This window comes from Acinetobacter sp. IRS14, from assembly GCF_034650275.1.
GTDB classification, from domain to species: domain Bacteria; phylum Pseudomonadota; class Gammaproteobacteria; order Pseudomonadales; family Moraxellaceae; genus Acinetobacter; species Acinetobacter oleivorans.
In genome coordinates this window covers 59,497-84,583 of record NZ_JAOVFN010000014.1, presented here as the reverse complement: position 1 = coordinate 84,583, position 25,087 = coordinate 59,497, and the positions used below count along the sequence as shown (strand labels likewise).

Below are 25,087 nucleotides of genomic sequence, written 5' to 3'. Positions count from 1 at the left end.
TTATGAAATTTAGATTTTTTATTATCTCTAGTTTTTTAACTATGGGTATTTCTGGTTGTCAAATCTTTTATCAAAAAGAGCCTAATCCATTGAAAAGAATTCAAGAGGGTAAAAACATAAAACCTGCAGATGTAATTGATTTTCAGAATAAAATGAATCTGAATTTGAATTCTATTGCGAGTTCTATCGATCAAAAAAAATATGATGAAGCTGAGTTGAAAATCAACGAGGTATTAAAAATAGATGGTACTAATAAGCAAGCTTTATTTTTGAGAAGAAAAATACAATCACAATTAATTGTTAATGAATTGCTTAATCAAGCTAAAGAGCTTATTTTAAAAGAAAAAAATTTACCAGCAAAAGAAATAATTAATAAAATATTAATTTTAGATCCTAATAATATTGATGCTCTTAATTTAAAAAGTGATCTTTACTACTTTAATTTAAAAAATAATAAAATAAGTGGTGGAAGTGGTTTAGATAAAACTATCTCTTTAGAATTTAAAAAAGCTCCTTTAATTGGTGTCTTAGACTTAGTATCGCAATATTCAGGATTAAATTTTGTGATTGATAAAGATACAGATGTTTCTGGCATGTCTGTAACTATTTTCGCTAAAAATACAAGTGTATCTGAGGTTTTGAATTTAATTATTAAAACAAATGGGTTGAATTTAAAAAAATTAAATAATCAAACATTTTTAATTTATACTAATAATGAGAATAAAAATAATATATATGATGAATTTTATACTCAAACATTTTATCTTAATTCAATTCCAGTTGATAAAGCAAAAGATATGGTTGAAAAACTATATAATCCTAAATCTATATTCTCTGATAATAAATTAAATTTTTTAGTTGTAAGAGATAAAAAAGGAGTAATTGATAGTATAGAAAAATTACTTGCTAGTGTAGATATTGATACTCCAGAAGTGCTTTTTAATATAGAAATTTTAGAAATATCAAAAGACTCTCTATTGGGATTAGGCTTAGAAATTCCTGATAAAATTGATATGAAATTATTAAATTCAATTGGAGGTTCAGGTATATTTTCTATTAATGATATAAAGAATTTCTCCTCTAATAGTTTACGTTTACTTACAAATGACACAATAGCTTCATTAAATTTAAAACAAACAAGTACTAAAAGTAATTTATTAGCTAATCCTCGTATACGTGTTAAAAGTAAAGAACTTGCTAGTTTCTTAATTGGAGATAAAGTCCCTGTTATTACAACAACAACTGGAGAGTCCGCTAATTTTTTATCTGAGTCTGTCAGCTACTTAGATGTTGGTCTAAAATTAGATATTTTACCTAATATTAATAAAAACAATCAAATAGATGTTGATATAAAGCTTGAAGTTAGTAATATTATTAAAGAGATCAAATCTAAAAATGGATTGCTTGCTTACCAAATTGGAACACGTAACACATCTACAAAACTACAATTATTAAATGGTGAAACCCAGATGCTTGCAGGTTTAATAAGAGATGATAGTAAAACTTCAGCTTCACATATTCCTGGGATTGGACGTTTTCCTATCTTAGGTAGATTATTTTCTAATACTTTAGATAATTCTACTAAAAATGAAATTGTCTTATTAATCACTCCATATGTGGTTAAACCATTTAATTCTCCTGAAAGTGATGTACTTTCATTTTATTCTGGTACTAATAATGATATTTCTGTAACTCCACTTCGTGTATCTGAACAGACCTCTTTGATTAATAAATCTATTCTTTCTTCAGATTTAGAAAAAACAAATTCTAATGCTTATGTGAGTGAAAATAAAAAATTACCATTTAAGATGTTTTTAGTTGGTGCAAATACAAATATTAAAAAAGATGAAGCAGTTTTATCTATTCAGCATACTCCTTTAAATTTTAGAAAAATCTCTTTAATTACTTCCTTGTCTGATAATTTGCAAATTTCTAATATAAATGAATTAGATGGATTAAAATTCATTGGAGAAGAAATAAAAGATAGTAAAAAAATCTTAAGTTTTGAATCAAATAATGGGACTGGCACTAATTTAGCTATTGTTAAGTTAAAGCCTTTAGTTCCTAAGCCTGGTAGTAAAGAAAAATTTATAATTGAAAAAGCAATTGTTGATGGAGAAGAGATTAATTTAAATTTAGAAAAGGATATTACTTTTGAATAATAAAAAAGGTTTTTCTTATATAGAGATATTAGTAACTTTGAGCTTAATAGGGATGTTGGCTGCTTCTATTTTTCCAATAACTAAGCTATTAGCACAGTATGAAAAGGAAAAACAACTAAAATTATCTTTAATAGAAATTAGAGACGCGATTGATCGTTATAAGGCAGCTAGTGATAATAATTTAATTCCTAATGCTTATAAAACTGAAAGCGGTTATCCCCCTAATCTTCATATCTTGTTGGGAGTGGAATCTACTAGAGATGGAAAAGTAATGAGATTTTTACGTAGAATGCCTGAAGATCCATTCTATAAGTCACAAAAAAATAGCCCTCCTTGGGGACTTCGGAGTTATTCTACTGATAATAATTTTCCAGAATATAAGGAAGATGTATATGATGTTTTTTCTATGTCTCAGTTAGTAGGTTCAAATGGATTGAAATATAGTCAATGGTGATTTTGTGTTAAAAAAAAATATTGGTTTTACTTTAGTTGAATTGTTAGTTGTAATAACTTTATTAGCTTTAATGTTGTCAGTTGTTTTACCTCAATATTTAACTAGTTTGGATAAAGGTAAAGAAACTATATTAAAAAATAATTTAAATTCTTTAAGAGTTGCTATTGATCATTATTATGCTGATCAAGGTGTATATCCAGTAACTTTAGATATTCTAGTTAAAGAAAAATATATTAGAAGTGTTCCAATAGATCCAATTACTCAAAATAAGAATTGGAAGATAACGTACTATGAAAATAACCCAAACCTAGGGGTTTATGATGTTAGTTCTTCTAGTTTTGAAGTTTCTACAAGTGGTCAAACTTATTCAACTTGGTGAAATATGTCAATATCCTTATATAAAAATAGAAGAGAAACTGGATATAGCTATATATGGTTTTTAATTTTACTTATTTTCATTTCTATTTTTATTTCTAATAATATTTTAGTTTATTCAAAGATAAGACAAACTGAAGCAGAACAAGAACTTTTCCGAATAGCTATAACTTATTGTAAAGCAATCAATATGTTCTATACAAATCCCCCTGATGGTATATTAACTTATCCAGCTGAAATAAATTATTTATTAAAAGATCCAAGATATACTAAAGATGTCAGATATCTTAGGAGTATTTCTTTAGATCCTATTACAAATAAAGATTTTATATATATATATAATGAAAATAGAGAAATTGTTGGTTTTTATAGTTCTTCCCAAAATCAAATTATTAGAAAAAAACTTCCTGATCAATTTTATTACTTAAACGGTGCAAAAAAATATTCAGATTTAAAATTTTGTTTATATTAAGTAAGTTTAATAAAAAAGCCTCATAACAAGGCTTTTTTATCGTCCTTATTTAATATTAGGATCACCTTTTTTCAAGAAGAAGCGAATCGCTAACTTTTGTAGGAATGTCCCATAAGGAGGGTGGAAAAGCTGAGTCGGGAAAAACCGATGACGTATAAATACAGTTTTTGCATGTGAAAGTTCACGGAAACCTTCTTCACCATGATATGACCCCATGCCTGAGTTTCCGATACCCCCGAAAGGGGCATCATGGTTGACTACATGCCAACCCCAATCGTTGATGGTCACGCCACCCGAATGAGTTTCACGTAAAATATGATCACGTTCTACCGAACTATGGGTAAAGCAATAAAGAGCTAAAGGTCGTTCATCCGATTTCACATAGGTAATTGCATCATCTAAAGAATCATAAGCCACGACAGGTAAAATAGGACCAAAGAGTTCTTCTTTCATAATGCGCATGTCTGATGTGCAATTCAGCACAATCTGTACAGGCATTCTACGGCCTTGTTGGCCAAAGCTGTAAGTGTCACAAGGAATAACACGAGCACCTTTTGCTTGTGCATCGGTCAAAATATCTTGAATCCGTTTTAAATGACGATCATTCACAATAGATGTGTAATTCTCATTATTTTCAATGTCTTGACCAAACATTTTTATAAAGCTGGATTTTGCAACATCCACAAATTCATCAATACTTTCTTTCGGAACCAACGCATAGTCAGGTGCTACACAGATTTGCCCACTATTTGTTGCTTTACCATGCGTAATACGTTTTGCAGCGTCAGCAAGCGGGTAGTTGCGGCTTACAATAGCTGGTGATTTACCACCCAACTCTAGTGTAACAGGTGTTAGATTTTCAGCTGCTGCTCGCATGACGACTTTGCCAATGGCAGGAGAGCCAGTAAAGACAATATGGTTAAATGGTAAAGAGGTAAATCTTGCTGGGTCTGTAATTTCTTCACCAAACACGGCTACTTCATCTTCATTAAAGACTTCGGCAAGCATGCGTCGAAGCATTGTGTTGGTATTCGGTGTAATTTCAGGCAGCTTAATCATGACTCGGTTGCCCGCAGCTAATGCAGCAATGAGTGGGCCAAGTGCTAAATAAACGGGGAAGTTCCAAGGTACAATCACACCAACCACGCCTTTAGGTTGGTATTGCACACTTAAACGGTTTGATAAAAATAAAAGCTCGGTACGGCGTTTACTTGGACGCATCCAGCGGCGTAAATGATGAATCGCATGATCGGCTTCCAACACAGAGCCAAGCAAATCTAGTAGTTTAGATTCATCAAGTGACCTTGAACTAAAATCAGCATTAATCGCAGCAGCTAAAGCATCTTGATAACGAATAATTTGTTTTTTGAGTTGATGTAGCTTTGTGCGGCGTGCTTCAAGACTTGGGTAGGGATCTGCCTCAAAATTGGCACGTTGTTTGGAAAAAATAAGTTCCATATGTTCGGTGGCAGAACCGCTATATTCTTTTAAAGTGGAGCTTTCCATTATTGTTCCTTCCATACTTTTGCTTATCATACTTTATGCTTGAAGCGTCGTATGGTCGATGTTAAATTGAGACAACAAGAGGTAGTTTAGTGCCATTATGCACGTCACTCTAGGGATGGTGTGAGTTAAATGCCTAGAAATACTTATAAAAATGCAAATAGTGTTATTGAAGGAAATTATGATAATACATCCTTAGGTTCGAATACATATTTGCTAGGTTTGACCAGTTTATTTGATGAAATGGGTTCGCAAGGCCATTCAATATCAGAAGTTCTGACTGGCACAAATATTTCGCCCGATACGATGAATCAATCCTCTTTATATATTTCTCAAGTCCAAAAAATTCAGCTATTTCAAAATATTCAAAAACTATCTCACGATCCTTTAATTGGACTACGCGCAGGACAAAAGCAGCGATTGTCTGATTTTGGGGTGTATGGTTACGCGCTTTACTCTTCTCGTAATTTTAGACAAGCGGTCGAGCTTGGCATCCGACATATTAAGCTTGCAGGGCCTATTTTAAAGAAGTCATTTTATATTCGAGATGATGTTGCTGTTTTTGAAGGACAGGACATTATTGCGCTTGGTAAGCTTCTACCTTTAGTGTGCGAGTTTTGGTTTAGCTCCATGCAAACCTTAATTGAACGTGTGCTTGAAGGACCATTTCAAGCGAAGAAGCTTTTATTGCCATACCCAGCGCCTGACTATGCAGAAGAATATGAAAAAGTTTTTCATTGTCCTGTTCAGTTTAATGCTGGGGTGATGCAATGGCACTTTGATTTGAAGTGGCTCGATGTACCTTGCCCAAATGCCAACCCGATTACCGCTGATATGTGTAAATCGTTTTGTGAGCGGATGCTAGGTGCTGCTGAACTTGAGGAGCCTGAGTTGGTGAAAACAATCCGTTTAATATTATTGGATGGAACAGGGCTTTTTCCATCAGCTCAAGAAATGGCCGAACGCTTACATATGTCAAAGCGGACCTTACATCGGCGCTTGGCAAGTTTTGATTTAACTTATCAGGAGTTATTAGATGAGACTCGGCGCCGTCTTGCGGATGAATATTTGCGAGAAACAACTTTAACCGTAGATGAAATTGCCGAAAGAATTGGCTTTTCGGACACTTCTAACTTTCGAAAAGCCTATCGTCACTGGACGGGCATTTCACCAAATGAGTATCGAATACAGTACCAAAATTAAAATCAAGTTTGGCTGCTACTTAAATCGAGAAAGTAACTTTTTCTGCAAAAATGGATTGCAGAGCAAAATCGCAAATAAAATAATAAATATACCGATAATGCTAAACAGATCCGGTAATTCATGCCAAAAAACAAATCCCCATATTCCTGCAAAAATAATGGCAATGTAATTCATGGGACCAATTTGTCCTGCTGGCGCTAGGCTATAAGCATAAGACATAAATAGTTGACTAATATTAGCTAAAAGTCCTGCGGTAATCAGTAGGCTTAATTCGTGCCAAGTGAAAATACGCCAATGCCAGAACATCGGAATAGAGGAAATTAAACTACCAAAAATACAGAAGTAAAAAACAATACGTTCAGGCGGCTCTGTACTGGTTAAAGCTCTTACGGTGACAAAAGCCATTGCTGATAAAAAGCATGCACCCAAGCCAATAAAAGATAGTGCATTAAATAAACCTTGGTCGGGTTTAGCGACAAATAAAACCCCAACTAGACCAATGACAGCGGCAAAAATCATCGATTTGGTAATTTTTTCTTTTAAGAAAAGCCATGCAATAAGTGGAATAAAGATAGGAGATGAATAACTAAAAACCATAGCATTCGATAGTTTTAAGTTCGCAATGGCATAGAAAAAACCATACATTGCGGCAAGCCCCACTAGGCTTCGCCACGTGTGCATCCAGAGTTTATCGGTTTTAATAAAGTCTAAACCCTGTTTAAACAGTATTGGAATAAAAATAAATAAACCTACAGCATTTCTAAAAAATACGACGGTTGCATTGTCGACCGTTTGTGAAGCAAAACGAATGCACACTCCCATAATGGAAAATAATAATGCCGATGTCATAAGACAAAGCAGTGCTTTTCCAAGTTGTGTAGAGGGGAGATTTGGAGCAGTCTGATTTTGCATAGAGAAATGAGTTTTTGGCTTTCGGTGTTATCTTAGCAGTGATGCAGGCATTGGATGAAATATCATTTGATAATGATTCAATAGTTAAGCCTAAGACAATGAAAAAAGAGAGCCTGTTAAGCTCTCTTTTAATTTTTAGGGTGCTATTTACAGCTAAAGTTTTCGGCTTTTTCGCTATCGCCTTGACCATTGTAACGAGCAATCAGTGGGTAAGGACAAAGTGGACGGGTACGGTCTGGTGCCCAGTCTTGTGGAAGTTCAGTATTCACTTGACCACTCGGATTACCTGCGCCGCGTGCAGTCGCAATGATTTTGTCAGGTGCTTGCCCATATTCCACCCAATTAACTAAAGCAGTCAATGCGTCAAATTGGTCGGTCGCAATGCCATCACGGGTATGGTTCATACCCGGAACTCTAAAGAAACGTGCGAATTCAGGCGCTGTACCTTTTGCATCATTTTTATAGTGTTGTAGTAGTTGATCGTACCAATTTTGGGTGTCATCTACAGAGAAAACGCCATCTGCTGTGCCTTGTACCACAATCATTTTTCCACCGTGATTGCGGAGTTTATCCAGATTAAGTTCATCGGGTGGCATCATGAATGACATCGAACTTTCTGTGTACACATTATTGGTTGCCGAGAGTTTTGGATAGTCGGTATCGAAGTTAAAATTAAAGGCAAATTGTCTAGAGTTTCGAGTCACGGTTGGGTCAGGTGGGACTTGAAAAAGAATGCCGACTGCAACTGGGTCACGCGCTGTTCCCACCGAAGATTCGAATTTCCAGCTTGCCCAGTTGCTTCCCACTAAGCCAGGATCGAAAGGCTGGGTTGCATAGAGGGCTTGCCCAGCAGAAGTTACAGGACCGCGGTAAATATTGGCTAATACATCAATTTGTTGGGTACTTAGGCATGTACCATCTCTTGTGCTTGAGCAAACGGGTACATCTTTGTGAATATCAAAAGCAGTACGGCAAGCTTCGACATCTTGCACCAAGCCATCTGCAACACCATCTAAAGCATCGCATCGATCTAAAATCGCTTTTGCTAATACTTTACGCTCTGAAAGAGTAAGTGCGGTGCTTAGATCATTTTCATCTGTTGCGACACGGCGAAGCTGCTGCGCTGTGTAGAGTTGAGCCGCGGCTGCACGAGGTAGGTGAAAACCTGGTGTACTTGCTAAAATTCCATCATATTGGTCGCCCAAACGGGTTGCAGCAATCATGGCATGACGCCCACCGTTAGATGTGCCGCCTGCATAGGAGCGGTCTGGCAATTTACCATATGCGGCTTTAATTAGGTTTTTTGCCATAGGCGTGAGTTTGGTAATCGCACCGTAGCCATAGTTGATTCTGGCTTGAGGGTCTAAACCAAACATTGGATTTTGTGAAGCATTATGTCCAGCATCGGAGGAAATAACCGCAAAACCATCGTGTAGAGCACTGGTGAGTGGTCCACCGCTACCAACCTGACCTGTTGCAGGGACTAAATTACCATCGGTTCCACCATTGCCTTGATAGAGAAAACGGCCATTCCAGTCTATTGGTAAGCGCATTTCAAAACCAATTTGATAGGTTTGTCCATCGACAGGGCTTATGCGTTGATCCATATAACCTTTAACCAAACAATGAGCGCCAATCGGTTTATTGGCGACAGTTAATGTGCCTGCCTCTTGAAGAGTGGAGGAGCTAATGACCGTATTGTTGTATTGAAATCCGAGTAAGTCCGTACAGCTTCCTGTCATTTTTACGCCCACAGCAGGAGACAACTGAGGTGGTTTCGTTGTTGAGGGAAACGTTGTGTCATCACTATCACTTCCACAGCCTGCCAAAGAACCAAGCATGGCAAGTACTAAAGCGGAGTGGGTCAAAATTCGTTTATTGTTGGTGTAATTCATTTATTCATATCCTTATTGAATGAATGGTGTAATTAATCTAAAACCAGAAAATTAGCTGTGCTTCGTGCAATCATTTTGTTGTTTTGCCAAGCTTCACTTTCGAGATTCAGTACGGTTTTGCCTTGTTTAATGAATCGGCATTTTGTAATGACTTCACCCACAGCACAGGGCCTTAAAAAATCCATCGTTAAATTGATGGTGGTGGCGGGTTTACTGTCATTTGCAAGAAATGCAAAAAGCCCCATCACGTCATCAAGCATGGCGCAGATCATGCCGCCTTCAACGGTGCCGCGTGGATTGGTAAAGCTTTCTAGCGCTGTGTAATGGATGGTAAGTTCAGTGTTTTCTTTATTCCAATGGATATTATGTCCACCCAAATGGTGATGGATGGGCGGTAAGTGCTCTAAAGTTTTTTGATCCATAATGAAGGGTCCATTCTTTTTGTAAGTGTTATAAAAATTATTATTTCACCGTATAGGCATCATAAATAACCGCTTTGCCCAAGCGCATTGCACTACCTACTGCAACGGTCTGGTTAAGCCATGCATATTTAGGTGAGCTGGTTTCAAACTGCATGGTAATTTTGAAATAGTAATTTTTCGGGTCAACATCTTTGCCTTGAGCAAGCTGTTTTAGTGTTTCGGCTGAGCCATGTCGGTAACCTTTGGTTTGAAGATAAATAAGTGCACCATCATCGGTTTCTAACAAATATCGTGTATCAATAATGGCTAGTCCTTTACTGTCAACGATTTGCCAATCAGCACCATTATTTAAAATGCGGCCCTTAAGGGATTTGCCTTCAAATGTTCCACCAGTAATGGGAATAATTCGGCGTTTACCAGCATCACTGGTGGTGCCTAATTCCCAAACCGGCGCATTTAGATCAACACTGAATTTTGCTAAAGGCTCAAGCTGAATAGGTGGCGGGCTATATTGCGTTTCGGCATGAGTCAGGGCAATGAGACAAATTCCGCAGAGTAGCGTTACAACTTTCTTCATGATGAATTTCTCGAAATAAAAAGAGGTTCTATGTGTGACAGAACCTCTCGTTTTGAATTATTTAAATTTCCATGTGTAGTCGATGTTGATGCGGGTTTCGTTGACAGGTTTGATGTTGGCTGTAGAGAGCATGTTGTTGTCATAAATGGCATAACGCGCGCGTAACCCTAGATTTTTCAACCAGCCACTTTGAACTGTGTAGCCTAAATCAAAGTCTGTTTCACGTTCTTTTAAATTGGTTCCGCCTAAGTTAGGTGCATAAATATTGTGACCTGTGGTGTAACGAGTCATAAAACGTAAACCCGGTACATAATCTTTAAAGTCATATTCATAACGGAAGCTATAGGCTTTTTCTTTTGGGTTTAAAAACTCACCCGGCCATGTGTCGATGAGAAGCCCAGTTTCACCTCCAGTCAAATAAGGAAATGCGGAGTCGCCGTGATGTTGGAAGGTTCCAAAAATAAATTTATGGTTTTGATGTTTGAGTTCGAAATGCGCATGATAAAGGTCATTATCGACTAAGCCTGCTTTTGCTTGTCCGTCATCTCGGCTGCGGTAGTAACGTAATTGCGAGCTAAAATTAGTGGTGTCATTAATTTTGTGTTGATGTAAGGTACCGACCATGGTTTGGTTATAAAGATCGTCAACATCCATGTAGAAAGCGGTGAGTTTAAGTGCAGGATTAAACTGATAGTTTCCACCTAAATAATAGAGACCATCAGTTTCAGCACTTTTAAAGCGTCCATTTACGCCTGAAATTTTAATTTTTTCATAGTTGGTCGAATCACGATGATTCACTTTATCGAGGTAGGCCGCTTGTAAGTCGAAGTCTTTAATATCTTTACTGGTCAGTGAAATTCCTCGATAGGTTTGAGGAAGCAAACGAGCAGGTGAAGCCACTAAAACTGGGTTCATCGGCATTAGCGTACCAATGCGTAGCTCGGTTTGGCTCATTTTCGCTTTTGCTGTGACCCCAATTTCCCCATAAGAGTCAGCAGGTTCATTGGTGCGCGTGTCTCTAGGTAAGTTTCCTGTACCTCCATGTTCTGCGTCGGCATCGAGTTTAAAACCCGCCGTCGCAAGTACATCCAGCCCAAAACCGACAGTCCCTTCGGTATAACCCGAATTGGCTTTGAGAATAAACCCTTGTGTCCAGTCCTTGGCAGCAGGGTAAGCAGATTGCTCTTGATAGTCGCGGTCAAAATAGAAATTTCGCGTGGTGAGTTCTACTGAACTGTTGTCAATAAAATTGCCAGCCCACACTGAACCAGAGAGCATAAGGGTAGAGTACATCCATAATTTCGACATAGCATTTCTTCCTGAAATAACATTTTTTTGTTTTCAATAAGGCATAGTTGTTGTGTCTGCCTTGTTTGGTTTTAAATCGAACTATTTTCCGAGCAGTTCTCGGGCTACGATTTCTTTCATAATTTCATTGGTTCCCCCATAAATTTTTTGTACCCGTGCATCCACAAAAAAGCGTGAAATCGGATATTCCTGCATGTAACCGTAGCCCCCAAAAAGCTGAAGTAATTGATCAATCACTTCACATTGGACATCGGTAATAAAGCACTTCAGTGCGGCAACTTGAGTGACGCTTAACTGGTGTTGTTGATATAGCACCGCACATTGATCTACAAAGGCTTGTGCGGCTTTTGCTTTGATTTGAGCGTTTGCGAGCACAAATCGCGTGTTTTGCATTTGACTTAAAGGCTGCCCGAAAGCTTTACGCTCTAGTACATAGTCTTTAGTAATTTCAATGGCGCCTAAAATTGACCCCAACGCCATCATGGAAATGCTCAAACGTTCGCGAGGTAACTCTTGCATTAAATACGCAAAACCTTGTCCTTCTTGACCCAAACGTTGTGTGACAGGTACACAAACATCATCAAAAAATAGTTCAGCTGTATCTTGGGCATGCAGTCCGATTTTTTGTAATGAACGGCCTTTTTTAACGCCATCTAACGCAGCATCGACTAGAAAAATCGAAATGCCTTTTGCTTTAGCTTGCGGATCAGTTTTCGCAACCAGAACGATCAGATCGGCATGCAAACCATTTGAAATAAACGTTTTTGAACCATTAATACGGTAATGATCATTTTCTAAAATCGCTTGAGTGCGTATGGCCTGTAAGTCTGAACCAGCATTCGCTTCGGTCATAGCAATTGCAGTGACGACTTCACCTGTCACCATTTTGGGTAGCCAATAACGTTTTTGCTCTTCAGTTCCAATATTTTGCAGATAAGGTGAGACCAACTCATTTTGCCCACCAATGGCAACCGCTAAAGATGCAAAACCAGCTTGAGCAGTTTCTTGAACCAACATGAGTGAGTAGTGCACAGGAGCGCCATAGCCGCCATATTCTTCGGGTACATCGACGCACAAAAAGCCATTTTCCCCAAGACGAAGCCATAGGTCACGTGGGATGAGGCCATCGTATTCCCATTGTTCATAATACGGAGCAACCTGTTCTTTTAAGAATCTGCGATAGCTGTCCCGAAATAGTTCAAATTCTGTATCGTGTGGCATGTTGAACCTTTTTTTAGGCAAAAGTGAGGCTATAGCCCAAACCGAAGTTTGAGCTTCCTTTTCTATTTCAATTGCTTATTGCTTTAAGGTAGGCACCCGAATAATTAGCGGGTTATCATTCTGCTTTTGATAAAGCTCATCAATTAAAGCTGCACGACGCTTGGTAATATTGCCTTGATTGAGGTTGCCTTTATCGGTCACTTCACCTGCATCGAGTTGAGGTGGCTCGGTCATTAAATAAAGCATGGAGACTGTATTTGAGCTACCAGTCGCATCTTTATTAAAGGTCGTTAAAAATTGGCGGAACCATTGCTGGACTTTAGGGTGCTGCAATATCTCTGCTGCAGAATGTTCGCCCAGCTTAAGGCCAGCTTGTTGAGCACAAGCATCTAGTTTTGGAAAAATCAAAAAGCCAACCGCATTCAGGTTTGAACCTGTAATACAAACATCTTGAATCAGTAAATTACCTTGAATGAGTACTTTGTTGCGTAGTGTGCCCACATTCACAAAAGTACCTGTATTAAGTTTAAAGTCTTCGGCAATTCGTCCGTCGTACATCAGTCCTTTAGTTGGATCATTGACATCGACTAAACGCACCGCATCACCAGTATGGAAAAAGCCTTCATCATCAAACACAGTGCTTTGCTGGTCTGCCTTTAAACGCCAATAGCCTTTCATGACATGTTTGCCACGAACACAAAATTCTAGTTTGTCACCGCATGGAACCAACTTGATTTCGCATCCGGGAGCAGGGTATCCAATAAAGCCAGCCATCACACGTGGGCCAGTGGTAAAAGCGCAAGATGGGGCAGTTTCAGTCATGCCCAATCCGCTCATGATGCGAATTTTTTCTCCGCAATGTTGCTGAGCAATTTTATCGAGTCTGTTCCAGCCCGCTTCTGAAAGCGCTGCACCTGCAAAGAATAAAATTTTAACTTTGGCAAAAAAGCGGTCTCTTAATTCTTCATCTTTTTCTAACGCTTCGGTGAGTTCTTCCCAACCTTTTGGCACATTTAAATAAACTGTCGGAGAAATTTCTTTCAGATTACGAATGGTTTCATCAAATTTTCCTGCAACGGGTTTGCCGTCATCAATGTAAATCGTACCGCCGTTATAGAGTGCGATGCCGACATTGTGACTGCCGCCAAATGTGTGGTGCCAAGACAGCCAGTCGAGTAGGACAGGCGGCGTTTCTTCAAACTCAGGGAAAGTCTGCAATAGCATTTGCTGATTAACACACAACATTAAATGTGTGGTCGGTACAGCTTTAGGCAATTTAGTTGAACCTGATGTAAATAAGAATTTGGCAATCTGGCTTTCATCAAGGGTTTGATAAAACTCTTGAACATTTGAAACTGGTGTATCTAATAGCGACTGAAAAGATGTGCAAATCTGATCGCTCACAATTCCTTTATTGGTCACCACTTCAATGTCAGGTGTACTACATGCCTGAATCGCTTTGGCAAAAGCTTGTCCATCGCTGGCATAGACCATACCAGGTGTAAGCACTTCAAACACATGTTTAAGTTTGCCAAAGTCTTGAGAAATCAGAGAGTAGGCTGGTGAAATTGCTGAAAAAGGCACACCTGCCAGCATGGCAGCCATAGATAGTGTTAAATGTTCAAGATCATTACCACTTAAAATAACCAGAGGTCTCTCTTGGCTTAACTTACGTTCATGTAAAGCCTGAGCAATGTGCCATGCGCGTTGTAAAACTTCTGAATAACTCAGTTTGACCCATTCACCTTGAGCATTGCGTTTTGCTGCAAAAATATGATCTGGTTTGGTTTGTGCAAAATGAATTAACCGATCTGTCAGTTTTTGTGGATACGGTTTTAATTGCTCTTTGGGGCTGATATAGAGCGTGTCATCTTTATGGTGATAATGAATATCATGTTGCCCTAATTTTACGAACCGTTCGCGGTCTTGTGATTGAGTGGCATTCATTTGCATTTCTTTCACTCCATGGAAAGCGCATCACTGCGCTTTATTTTTTGCATCATGCAATTTTTATTTAATATGTTGTTGTCCGCATTACCCTAACTAAATCGGGTAATGACGTGATTGGGTTTGAATGGTAATCCAGCGTAGTTCGGTAAATTCGGCAACAGAGACTTTACTACCAAAACGTCCGTAACCACTCGATTTTGTTCCGCCAAATGGCATTTGAGCTTCGTCATGTACGGTTGCGCCGTTAATATGACAAATACCCGAATCAATCTGTTGAGCGACTTCTAATGCTTGTGAAATATTCTGGCTAAACACTGCCGAAGACAGACCAAACTCGCTGTCATTTGCCAGTGCTATGCCTTCTTCAATGCTTGAAAAGCGTTGAACTGTGCATACAGGGCCAAATGATTCTTCACGGTAAAGCAGCATGTCAGGTTTAATATTGAGCACCAGCGTTGGTTGCATGGTGGTATCTTCAATATGAATACCTAAAGGTAAGTCAGCACCTTTGTTTTGAGCATCTTCCAGCAAATGCTGGATACGATTTGCAGCGCGGCGACTTTCTAAAACACCCAGTACATTGTCTTTTGAAGTTGGATTACCTGCTTGAATAGAGCGGGTTTTTTCAATCAGTTTTTCAATAAATTGGTCGGCAATATTGTCTTGAACCAAAACACGTTCAGTCGACATACAGATTTGACCCTGATTAAAGAACGCTCCAAAAGCGACTGCATTTACGGCTTCATTAATGTCAGCTTCATTTAAAACCACAACAGGGGCTTTACCACCCAATTCAAGTAAAACAGGTTTTAAATATTTGGCAGCAGTCTCGGCAATAATTTTTCCGACTTTGGTTGAACCCGTAAAATTAATGCGCTTCACAGCTGGATGAGAGACTAAACGCTCTACGATTTGTGGTGCATCTTCAGCGGCATGCGTAATCACATTCACCACACCTTCGCCAAGACCTGCTTCATGTAACACTTCACCAATGAGACGATGTGTTGCTGGGCAGGCTTCCGATGCTTTTAACACTACCGTGTTACCACAAGCCAAAGGCATGGCAAGCGCACGTGTTGCCAAAATGACAGGCGCATTCCAAGGTGCGATCCCTACAATCACACCGCAAGGAACTCGTACACCCATCGCAAGATTGCCTGGCACATCTGACGGAATCAGACTTCCGTCAATTTGTGTAGTCATTGCTGCTGCTTCACGTAACATGTTGGCAGCAAGGTGAACGTTAAACCCATACCATGTCGCAGTTGAACCTGTTTCTTGCATTCCAGTTTGAATGAATTGCTCGGTTTTTTGGTCCATTAAATCGGCTGCTTTTAATAAGCGTAAGCGACGTTCGGTAGGCGAGAGTTTCGACCATACTTTAAAAGCTTGTTGTGCCGAATCGATTGCACGATCAACATCTTCCAAGGTTGCAGCAGCAGCTTTAGTTGCCACTGATCCATCAATTGGACTAATACGCTCAAAAGTTGCCTGATTTGATGCATCAACAGATTGACCGTGAATAAGTAACTGTACATTTTGCATGGGTTGTGTCCTTACATTGCCATTAGAGAATCAAAAGTTAACCAGTACGTTTATAGCTCTGTAAACCCGGTTTAATTGATTTTTCATCTAAAAATTGTTTCAAACCTTCTTGGCGACCATTTTCTGTATCGCGGTGGATACATTGATCAAGTTTGGCATATAAGTAGTCTTCGTTTTGATCCCAAGTCAGTTCACGACAACGCTTAAATCCATTTTTAGCGGTACGAAGAACCACAGGGTTTTTCTCAAGTAGACAGTTTGCAAGCTCAGTCACTTCTGCTTTTAATTGTTCAAGCGGTACGCTTTTATTTACAAGGCCCATAGTTTCAGCTTCTTTACCACTAAAGGTTTTACCCGTCATGATGTAGTACAAAGAGGCACGGTGACCAACAGTGTCTGCCATTGCTTTGCTTACAAGGTTACCCGGTGGGATACCCCAGTTAATTTCAGATAAACCGAAAGTTGCTTCATCTGCTGCAATTGCGAGGTCACAAGCCACTAAAGGTGAGAAACCGCCTCCAAAGCACCAGCCGTTGACCATAGCAATCGTTGGTTTTGAATACATGCGAAGAAGTTGCCACTGCCAACGGCATGAGTCACGGCGAATACGTTCTTGATAAATTTCTGGCTGAGTATCGACTTCACGGAAATATTCCTTTAAGTCCATGCCTGCTGTCCAAGAATCGCCTGCACCTGTCAACACAAGCACACGTGCATTTTGATCAAGTTCTATCGCTTCAAGTACATCAATCATTTCACGGTTGAGTGTTGGGCTCATGGCATTTTTCTTTTCTGGGCGGTTTAGTGTTACCCATGCAATTCCATCTTCAACTTTAACATCTACTGTTTCCCAGCGGTTTTCATAACTCATCTTCATACTCCTTGAATGATTTTTAGCTGTTCTGGGATTTAATTTAATATCAGTTAAACTTACATTCAAGTCTTTTTTATAAAATTTCATAAATATTTTATAAATAATTGTATTTTAAATATTAATTAATTTTATTATTGATTTAATATAAAAATATGTTGATTTTTTAGTAAGTTTAACTGATATTTTTGGTGTGTTTAAACAATAATACACAAAGGGCTAAATGGAACGACTAGTCAATAAGGGATAACACAATGGAAAAGATATTAGGACAGTCTGCAAGGGCAAAAATCACGTTGCTATTATGCTTTGCAATAGCAATTTTTGAAGGTTTTGATCTTCAGTCAATGGGGGTAGCCGCTCCAAGAATGCGGGCTGAGTTTATGTTGGACAATGGCCAGATGGCGTGGGCATTTAGTGCTGCAATTTTAGGAACACTACCAGGTGCCATATTAGGCGGTAGATTTGCCGATATTGTCGGGCGTAAGAAAATTCTGATTTTTAGTATTTTACTTTTTGGAATTATGTCTTTGCTAACGGCTTATGCTGCTAACTTTAGTTTGCTGTTACTCATTCGTTTTTGTACTGGTTTAGGAATGGGTGGGGCACTTCCGATGATGATTACATTGGCATCTGAAGCTGTACCTGATAAATATAAAGGTACCGCGGTAAGTATTATGTATAGCGGTATTCCTTTTGGTGGATTACTTACTTCTGTAGTTGCCATGTCGTTGGCTGGCGACGCAGAGTGGCGTCATATTTTCTATATTGGTGGGATTGCGCCAATTTTACTCATTCCACTGATTATGCGCTTTTTACCTGAGTCAAATGACTATTTACAACGTAAAGTTCAAGCGCAAAAAACGACACCATTTTTGGAAGTTTTATTTGCCAAAGAACGCCGTATGTCGACGATTCAGCTTTGGGTAAGTTTTTTCTGCACGCTCGTTGTACTGTATTTCTTGTTGAACTGGTTGCCGTTATTGATGGGCGCGCAAGGCTTATCGAAATTACAGGCAAACTATGTGCAGATGGGCTATAACGTGGGTGGAATTTTAGGTTCGATTCTCATGGGTGTATTGCTGGATAAGTTACGCATGAGTTTTGTGATTAAACTGATTTATCTCGGCATTTTATTTTCGCTTTGTTGTTTAGCGATATCCCCAACCGTTGCTTTACTTGCACTTTCGGCAGTGGGCTGTGGTTTATTCATTGTGGGCGGACAATCGGCGTTGTACGGTTTGGCTGCCATGTATTATCCAACCGAAATGCGTGGAACTGGTGTAGGTTCAGCAGTTGCAATTGGGCGTATCGGTTCTTTTGCTGGGCCTTTAATGGCTGGTTTTTTACTCTCACTTGGACAAAGCTCGACCATTGTAATTGGTTCAAGCATTCCAGTGATTTTAATTGCAGCGATCTCTGCATTACTTCTTGTCAAAAAACCTAAACAGCCTGTACATTTAGTACAAAGCTCAGGTGCTCGCTAAGTTTTAACGAAAGTATGGGGTAGATCCTCATACTTTCACTACAGATTTTCTTATGATGATTGAAAGGTTATGGTACGTTCGAATTTAGTTCAAAAAAAAGTAGAAGATGAGCCTAAGTTAAGTTACATGATTGCTCGTGTTGACCGAATTATTAGTAAACATTTAACAGAACACTTAAAAGAGCTTGAGATTACCTTGCCGCAATTTACTGCGCTTTCTGTTTTAGCTTCAAAAAGTAATGTATCCAATGCTAAACTTGCTGAGCGTTCTTTTATTAAGCCGCAATCGGCTAACAAAATTTTGCAAGATTTACTGGTCAATGGCTGGATTGAGAAAAAACCAGATCCAACACATGGCCGCCGTATTTTAATTACGCTGACTGAAAGCGGTATTGAAAAGCTAAATAAATGTAATGAAGTGGTTTTAAAAGTTGAAGAAAAAATGCTTGAAGGCATTGATATTAACTTGGCTTATTTAATCCGTAATAATCTCGATATTATGGTCAATAATCTTAAAAACCTTTGATGAAAGGTAGTTTGCAATTTAATTTATTAAACTTAATAAAAATGCTTAAGCACTGATTCACACAGAAAATTTATTTCATTTTACAAATGAACTTGCTAGCATCGAAGTGACGTTTTTGGTGATGTGTGGCAGCGAATGTCTTCAGGACAACAAGTTTTACTTAAACTAAGAAAAATGATTATTTCAGGGGAACTTGAAGGCGGTGCCAGAATTGCCGAAATTCCGACTGCCGAGTTACTTGGTGTTTCAAGGCAGCCTGTTCGTATTGCCTTTCGCTTGCTCGAGCAAGAAGGCCTCCTCATTAAAAACCCAACTCGTGGTTACACGGTTCGTGAAATTTCAGAACAACTTGTTCATGATGCGCTTGAAGTGCGCGGTGTGCTCGAAGGGTTGGCTGCGAAAACTTTGGCAGAACAAGGCTTAAGCGAAGAGCAGAAAAAGACGCTGCAACATTGCATTCAAGAAACTGAAAAACTATTTAATGATAAAGACGAGTTTGGTGATGTTGAATTAGAACGTTATCACCATTTTAATGTCATTTTTCATGACACGATTATTGAGGGCGCGCAAAACGTCGCACTCATACAAGCCTTAGCAAAAAACAATCAATTGCCGATGGCTTCTGCTCAAGCCATTACCTATGACCAGAATCAAGCTTTGTCAGAATATCGCCGTTTGCACTATGCACATTTGCAGCATTGTTCGATTTTTGATGCATTGGTACATCGTCAAGCAGGGCGTGCTGAAACTTTAATGCGTGAGCACAGCAGTGTGGTGATTTTAGGTGAAACTTTAAGAAATGTTCTCAGCGCTTAAGATGAAAATAAGTTCCTTTATATTTGAATAAAGGAACTCAAGAATTAAAGTTCAATCACAAGGTTTTTAGTTTTTGCACGAGAACAGCAGGGCGTAAACTGGTCGTTCAAAGCATGTTCCTCATCGGTCATAAATAGATCCCGATGATCTGGCGTGCCTTCTACCACGCGGGTAATACATGTGCCACAAATGCCTTGTTCACATGAAACAGGAATATCAAAACCATTTGCAATTAATGCTTCAGTGGCAGTTTGCTCTGGTAATACTTCAATTCGGCGACCCGTACCTTTCACTTCAATAGTGAAAGCTTCATCGTTAGTCGTATCTACTGTTTGCGCAACAAAATGCTCTTGATGTAACTGTTTATTGTGCCAACCCGCCTGTTCGGCTGAGCTCATGACAAACTGCATAAACCCTGTAGGCCCGCATACATATAAGTGTCTATCTGATGAAGCTTGGTCCAAAACCTCTGCCATATTACATTCAGTATCTGGTTGGTCTTGAATATGAAAATGAACTCGGTCACCAAAATGCTCGGTTAAGTTGCCATAGAAGGCAATCATTTCATGACTACGAACAAAGTAATGCAATTCAAAAGGAATATGGGCTAACTTAAGCCGATAGGCCATCGATAAAATAGGGGTAATACCAATACCACCCGCAAATAAAATTGCCTGTTTTGTTTGAGGATGAATCTCAAATAAATTACGTGGTTCACCAATTTTTAAATGATCGCCTTCACGATATTCAGTGTGGATGCAACGTGAGCCACCGCGTGAATTGGCATCATGTAAAACACCAATCACATAGCGATGCTTTTCAGTGCAGCAGTTTGAAAGTGAATATTGGCGGGTTAGACCATTTTTAAGATGCACATCAATATGTGCACCTGCCTCAAAATTCGGTAGCTCTGTGCCATTTGCTGCAACCAATTCAAAAGCACGAATGGTCGGGGTAAGCTGGTGAATTTTCTGAATAATAACGTCCATGTTCATGCTCCTTTAAATAATCCGAATGTTTGGAAACTTCTGTGTGGACGTTTCAGGAGGTGTTTTATTTTCTTCGGCAAGCAGTCGCTCAATGACCTTGCGAGACTGTACACCGCCTGCGTCGATGTTGAGCATGAGTAACTTGCGATGTGGATTGTTTAAAATATTTTGCTGCTGTTGCTCAAGCATTTCTAAATCTTCAGTAAAGATTTTGCCTTGGCCTTCACGAATTTGATCGGTGAGTCCTGCACTATCTGGCTGAAAGTTACGTGCCATTCCCCAGAAATACCAGTGAGAGGTTTCGGTTTCTGGCGTAATAAAATCGACCACAATTGAGGAAACTTTTTTGTCTTTTGGTGCGTGATAACCACCATGTCCAGCATGCGCTACACCGACTTCGATATGCACATTACTTGGCGCAAAGAAGTGACAACGTTGCCAACGGTCAACAGGTACATCATCCGCCAAGTGATTACCACGAAGAGCCATTTGCCAAAATGGAGGTGCGATCACATTTTCCATATAGCGTTCGGTAATCACATGGTCACCATCAACTTTAGTGACTGGTAATGATTCATCAATTTCTTTTTGCCCAATACTGCTTGAGTGAACATAGGTCTCGTGGGTTAAATCCATCAGGTTGTCGACCATCAGGCGATAGTCACAGTGAATGTGAAACAGGCCTCCGCCATAGCTCCATTCAGGATGATCTGCCCATTCTAAAGTTGGAAGTTTTGCTTCATCTGCTAAAGCTTTCTCACCCGGCCATATCCAAATAAAACCGAATTTTTCAACAACTGCATATGATTTGTTGCAAGGAAAACCGTTAACACGTTGAGCTGGCATTGAAACGGTCTTTCCGTCACAACCCATAACTAGTCCATGATAACCACATACAAGGTTGCCATCTTCGACATAGCCAAGTGAAAGTGGGGCGCCGCGATGGGGACAAAAATCTTCAACGGCTGCAACTTGGTTTTCTTTACCGCGATAAAAAACAATTTTTTCACCACAGATGGTGCGACCTAATGGTCTGTCTTGGATTTCTTCTGGGCGGCAGGCAACATACCAAGCATTTTTAATAAACATTTGTGACGACTCCTTATCACTTATTGGATCCAATTTATAATAAATAAAAATATTGGTCAATTGATAAGCAGTGTATTTTTTAAAAAAAATTGATCTTTAGGTTTGGTTATTTTGTAGATTTTTAATTGTTATTAAAGACTTTTGTATTTACTTTGAATTTTAGATGCTAAATTTTTATTTATCTTAATTTGGATCCATAATTCTTTAATCTCATACTAGATTTGGATAGCTCTTGAAGTTATAAATTTAAAAATGGATAAATAATTTATGGATCCATATTTTTTATTCCATAAAGTTATAATACATTATAAATATATTTTTCAATGATTTGATTTATTGTTTATTAAATTTTAAAAATATTGTTGATTTTTTGGATCCAAATATTCAGTATAGAAAAAGAGCAGGATGCTCAAAAAACAAATATTCCTCTAGGTCATTATGGATACGGATGTGCATAACCACCCAATCGCTCATATTAGCAATGTCGTGTGTATGTCTTATCCAAGGGAGATACACAAATGGAAAGAGATGTTCTAAGTGAGATCAATCAAAACTACATGAGCCGCTACCAATGGTTCGTCATTTTGATCTGTATTTGTCTCAATATTATTGATGGCTTTGACGTGATGGTAATGGCATTTACCGCTCCATCCGTGTCAGCAGAATGGTCACTTTCAGGGGCACAAATAGGCTTGTTGTTAAGTGCAGGCCTTTTTGGGATGGCTGCCGGTTCCATTTTTCTTGCACCTTTAGCCGATAAAATCGGTCGCCGTTTACTCATCTTAGTTTGTCTTGTCATTGCAGGTCTGAGCATGTTGGGCTGTGCTTTTGTACAAAGCCACAGCATGTTAGCCGCACTTCGGTTTATTACTGGAATTGGGGTGGGTGGCATCCTTGCGAGTAGTAATGTATTGGCGAGTGAATATGCCAATGCTCGCTGGCGCAGTCTTGCTGTGAGCTTAATGTCTACTGGTTACGGAATTGGCGCGACACTGGGCGGGGTACTATCACTGGCATTGATTGAGCACTTAGGTTGGCGCTCAATCTTTTTAGCAGGTGGGATTACAACCATTGGAATGCTGCTAATTAGCGCATGGTTATTACCAGAATCTTTAGATTACTTACTCGCGAAACGACCAAAACAGGCACTAGAACGAATTAATGCAACTGTAAATCGTATGGGGCTAAACGAATTACCAGTTATGCCGCATTATGAAAAAATCAGCACACAAAATGGTAGTGAACTGGGTAAACTATTTGCTGGACAACTTGGATTTCAAACACTTTGTTTGTGGTTTGCATTCTTTTTGGTGATGTTTGGCTTTTACTTTGTCATGAGCTGGACACCAAAAATTCTTATTTCAATGGGGATGTCGCCACACCAAGGCGTAAGTACAGGTATTTTAATTAGTATTGGCGGGATTTTCGGGGCAGCCATTATTGGTTTATTGGCATCACGTATGAAAATTTTCTATGCCTTAAGTCTATTTTTAGGGCTAACGTCTGCATGTGTTTTCCTATTTGTTGCCGTTTCATCTCAAGTGAGCATTGCACTTATGGTGGGGTTATTACTTGGCACACTCATTAATGGCTGTGTGGCAGGTTTATACTCGATTTCACCAACAATTTATGATGCTGAAATCCGTAGTCGTGGCGTGGGCTATGCAATTGGTTTTGGACGAATTGGGGCAATTTTATCGCCAACGGTTGCAGGCATTTTTCTGGATAAAGGTATAGCACCCGCAACGCTGTATGCCTATTACGGTGTGGTCTTTATTTTGGCTATTTTCCTGATTTTAAGTTTAGGTAATGCTTTTTACCGCAGTCAAAAAGAGCAAACCTACTCTCTTAAAACAGCACCTTAATCCATTAAAAATTAAATAGTTGAGATAAAAAATGAAAAAGACACCATTATGGGTGGGGGTATGCTTGTGCCCATTATTTAGTCAAGTTGTGCATGCAGAGTTTATTGAAGACAGTAAAGCTGAGCTGACACTACGTAATTTTTACTTTGACCGAGACTATAAAAAAGACCCATATCCCTATACAGCAGGTAGAGATTGGGCGCAGGGTCTAATTTTTAAAGGACAGTCTGGTTATACCGAAGGGACAGTTGGGTTCGGTGTCGATGTATTGGCAATGGCAGGTTTTAACCTGATGGGAAGCCGTGCTGATGACTATGCGCGTAGTGGCTTATTACCAGTGAATACCGATAACTCGCGTGATGATTATTATGGAAAAATAGGCATTACAGGGAAGGCTAAATTTAGGAAAAATGAGCTTTTTGTGGGAGATTTAGTTCCACAATTACCAACCATATTTTCATCGCCAGCGCGTTTATTCCCTCAGACTTACCGTGGTATCCGCTTTGTTTCAAATGAAATTCCAAATCTTCAACTCGAAGGCTTTTATGTCGACGAAGTACGTCAGCGTGATTCAATTCGTTATACCGATGTTGGAACAGACAATATCAATCATCGTTTTGACAAAGCGGCAACTACTGATTCTTTTTATACATTAGGTGGAAGCTATCAGTTAAAGGATTATCGTCTACGGGCTTATCATGCTGAACTCAAAGATATTTACCAGCAACAATTTTTAGGTTTTAACGGCAAACAACCTTTAAATGATCAACTTAATTTTTTAAGCGACGTCCGTTTTTTTAATAGTGAAGAAACTGGAAGCAAAAAAATAGGAGAGGTCGATAACCGACATATTAGTGGCTTATTTGGTTTGAACTATCAAAATCATACTGTTTCTTTGGGCTACATGCAGTCGTTTGGCTCGACTGGTCTGCCATTTTTGTCGGGAACTGAAAGTCCGGTTGTGCTTGATTTTATGAGTTCGGACTATTCAAATAAAGACGAAAAAGTCTATTCGATTCGTTATGAATATGACTTTAAAAATGCACGGGTAGGTGATGTTTCATTAAACGGACTGCGCTTTATGACTCGCTATGCAAAAGGCGAAGACATTGATTTGTTGCAATATGGCGATCAGCGTTTTAAAGAAGAGTCGATGGAATTTGATTTGGGCTATAAAATTCCTGAAGGTAAGTTAAAAGGTTTGGGAATGCGAGCCCGTTTTTCTCACTATCGTAACGATATGCCTACCAATATGACATTCCACTCGGCAAATGAAACGCGGTTGAATGTTGATTACACCTTTAAGTTTTAACGTTCAATATTTATTAAATTAAAGACAAGTTAAAACATTGTGAGCAGCAATGTTTTAACTTTAGTTATCAACTTCACAAAATCCCTCTATAATACCGCCAATCTTATTAAAGCCAATTGAGTCTCTCATTAAAC

The 25,087-nt window shown here is 38.9% G+C and carries 22 protein-coding genes; 10 read left to right on the top strand and 12 right to left on the bottom strand.

Features of this window, described 5'->3' with window-relative positions:
• Positions 1-41 precede the first annotated feature (41 nt).
• The 4 genes from ODQ17_RS13070 to ODQ17_RS13055 are packed head-to-tail and all read left to right on the top strand — an operon-like array spanning position 42 to position 3,463.
• A complete protein-coding gene (locus tag ODQ17_RS13070; protein ID WP_322904189.1) occupies positions 42-2,162 on the top strand; it encodes a hypothetical protein in 2,121 nt (706 codons plus the stop codon).
• Positions 2,155-2,616 (top strand): type II secretion system protein, encoded by a 462-nt coding sequence (locus ODQ17_RS13065; RefSeq protein ID WP_322904187.1) that lies wholly within the window; start codon positions 2,155-2,157, stop codon positions 2,614-2,616. The genes ODQ17_RS13070 and ODQ17_RS13065 overlap by 8 nt, the downstream gene beginning before the upstream one ends.
• Positions 2,617-2,620: 4 nt before the next feature.
• Positions 2,621-2,995 (top strand): type II secretion system protein, encoded by a 375-nt coding sequence (locus tag ODQ17_RS13060; protein ID WP_322904185.1) that lies wholly within the window; start codon positions 2,621-2,623, stop codon positions 2,993-2,995.
• A 3-nt stretch (positions 2,996-2,998) separates the two neighbouring features.
• Positions 2,999-3,463 (top strand): type II secretion system protein, encoded by a 465-nt coding sequence (locus ODQ17_RS13055; RefSeq protein WP_322904183.1) that lies wholly within the window; start codon positions 2,999-3,001, stop codon positions 3,461-3,463.
• Positions 3,464-3,508: 45 nt separating this feature from the next.
• Here ODQ17_RS13055 and ODQ17_RS13050 read toward each other — a convergent pair whose 3' ends face one another.
• Positions 3,509-4,969, bottom strand: a complete 1,461-nt coding sequence (locus tag ODQ17_RS13050) for a coniferyl aldehyde dehydrogenase (RefSeq protein ID WP_322904181.1) — start codon at positions 4,967-4,969, stop codon at positions 3,509-3,511.
• A gap of 129 nt (positions 4,970-5,098) precedes the next feature.
• Between ODQ17_RS13050 and ODQ17_RS13045 the strand changes: the two genes are divergently transcribed.
• Positions 5,099-6,169 (top strand): AraC family transcriptional regulator, encoded by a 1,071-nt coding sequence (locus tag ODQ17_RS13045; protein ID WP_322904178.1) that lies wholly within the window; start codon positions 5,099-5,101, stop codon positions 6,167-6,169.
• Between the two features lie 15 nt (positions 6,170-6,184).
• Here ODQ17_RS13045 and ODQ17_RS13040 read toward each other — a convergent pair whose 3' ends face one another.
• The 9 genes from ODQ17_RS13040 to ODQ17_RS13000 form a co-directional block, all read right to left on the bottom strand.
• Positions 6,185-7,081 (bottom strand): DMT family transporter, encoded by an 897-nt coding sequence (locus ODQ17_RS13040; RefSeq protein ID WP_322904176.1) that lies wholly within the window; start codon positions 7,079-7,081, stop codon positions 6,185-6,187.
• Positions 7,082-7,224: 143 nt separating this feature from the next.
• Positions 7,225-8,976, bottom strand: coding sequence for a tannase/feruloyl esterase family alpha/beta hydrolase (locus tag ODQ17_RS13035; RefSeq protein ID WP_322904174.1), 1,752 nt, complete (start codon positions 8,974-8,976; stop codon positions 7,225-7,227).
• Between the two features lie 32 nt (positions 8,977-9,008).
• A complete protein-coding gene (locus tag ODQ17_RS13030) occupies positions 9,009-9,398 on the bottom strand; it encodes a PaaI family thioesterase (RefSeq protein ID WP_322904172.1) in 390 nt (129 codons plus the stop codon).
• 40 nt (positions 9,399-9,438) lie between these two features.
• The gene (locus tag ODQ17_RS13025; protein ID WP_322904170.1) at positions 9,439-9,975 is read right to left on the bottom strand and encodes a DUF3237 domain-containing protein; all 537 of its coding nucleotides are present in this window, start codon (positions 9,973-9,975) and stop codon (positions 9,439-9,441) included.
• Between the two features lie 57 nt (positions 9,976-10,032).
• Positions 10,033-11,283: an OprD family porin gene (locus ODQ17_RS13020; protein ID WP_322904168.1), complete on the bottom strand. Its 1,251-nt coding sequence runs from the start codon at positions 11,281-11,283 to the stop codon at positions 10,033-10,035.
• Positions 11,284-11,364: 81 nt separating this feature from the next.
• On the bottom strand, positions 11,365-12,504 hold the full coding sequence (locus ODQ17_RS13015) for an acyl-CoA dehydrogenase family protein (protein ID WP_322904166.1): 1,140 nt from the start codon (positions 12,502-12,504) through the stop codon (positions 11,365-11,367).
• A gap of 75 nt (positions 12,505-12,579) precedes the next feature.
• Entirely contained in the window at positions 12,580-14,466 is a 1,887-nt protein-coding gene (locus ODQ17_RS13010) for a feruloyl-CoA synthase (RefSeq protein ID WP_322904164.1), read from the bottom strand.
• Between the two features lie 81 nt (positions 14,467-14,547).
• On the bottom strand, positions 14,548-15,999 hold the full coding sequence (locus tag ODQ17_RS13005) for an aldehyde dehydrogenase (protein WP_322904162.1): 1,452 nt from the start codon (positions 15,997-15,999) through the stop codon (positions 14,548-14,550).
• 37 nt (positions 16,000-16,036) lie between these two features.
• The gene (locus ODQ17_RS13000) at positions 16,037-16,876 is read right to left on the bottom strand and encodes a p-hydroxycinnamoyl CoA hydratase/lyase (RefSeq protein ID WP_171056853.1); all 840 of its coding nucleotides are present in this window, start codon (positions 16,874-16,876) and stop codon (positions 16,037-16,039) included.
• Positions 16,877-17,124: 248 nt separating this feature from the next.
• On the opposite strand from ODQ17_RS13000, the gene mhpT reads away from it, so the two are divergent.
• From mhpT to ODQ17_RS12985, 3 genes are all read left to right on the top strand, one after another.
• A complete protein-coding gene (mhpT, locus tag ODQ17_RS12995) occupies positions 17,125-18,357 on the top strand; it encodes a 3-(3-hydroxy-phenyl)propionate transporter MhpT (RefSeq protein ID WP_151827491.1) in 1,233 nt (410 codons plus the stop codon).
• Between the two features lie 69 nt (positions 18,358-18,426).
• Positions 18,427-18,882, top strand: coding sequence for a MarR family winged helix-turn-helix transcriptional regulator (locus ODQ17_RS12990; protein WP_304392908.1), 456 nt, complete (start codon positions 18,427-18,429; stop codon positions 18,880-18,882).
• A gap of 123 nt (positions 18,883-19,005) precedes the next feature.
• Positions 19,006-19,698, top strand: a complete 693-nt coding sequence (locus ODQ17_RS12985) for a GntR family transcriptional regulator (RefSeq protein ID WP_174742925.1) — start codon at positions 19,006-19,008, stop codon at positions 19,696-19,698.
• Positions 19,699-19,742: 44 nt separating this feature from the next.
• On the opposite strand, the gene ODQ17_RS12980 is transcribed toward ODQ17_RS12985, so the two are convergent.
• Both ODQ17_RS12980 and ODQ17_RS12975 read right to left on the bottom strand, forming a co-directional pair.
• Entirely contained in the window at positions 19,743-20,687 is a 945-nt protein-coding gene (locus ODQ17_RS12980) for a PDR/VanB family oxidoreductase (protein ID WP_322904156.1), read from the bottom strand.
• A gap of 12 nt (positions 20,688-20,699) precedes the next feature.
• Positions 20,700-21,776, bottom strand: coding sequence for an aromatic ring-hydroxylating dioxygenase subunit alpha (locus ODQ17_RS12975; protein ID WP_322904154.1), 1,077 nt, complete (start codon positions 21,774-21,776; stop codon positions 20,700-20,702).
• A gap of 518 nt (positions 21,777-22,294) precedes the next feature.
• Here ODQ17_RS12975 and ODQ17_RS12970 point away from each other — a divergent pair.
• Positions 22,295-23,641 (top strand): MFS transporter, encoded by a 1,347-nt coding sequence (locus tag ODQ17_RS12970; protein ID WP_322904152.1) that lies wholly within the window; start codon positions 22,295-22,297, stop codon positions 23,639-23,641.
• Positions 23,642-23,672: 31 nt separating this feature from the next.
• Positions 23,673-24,953, top strand: coding sequence for an OprD family outer membrane porin (locus ODQ17_RS12965; RefSeq protein ID WP_322904150.1), 1,281 nt, complete (start codon positions 23,673-23,675; stop codon positions 24,951-24,953).
• Positions 24,954-25,087: the final 134 nt, after the last annotated feature.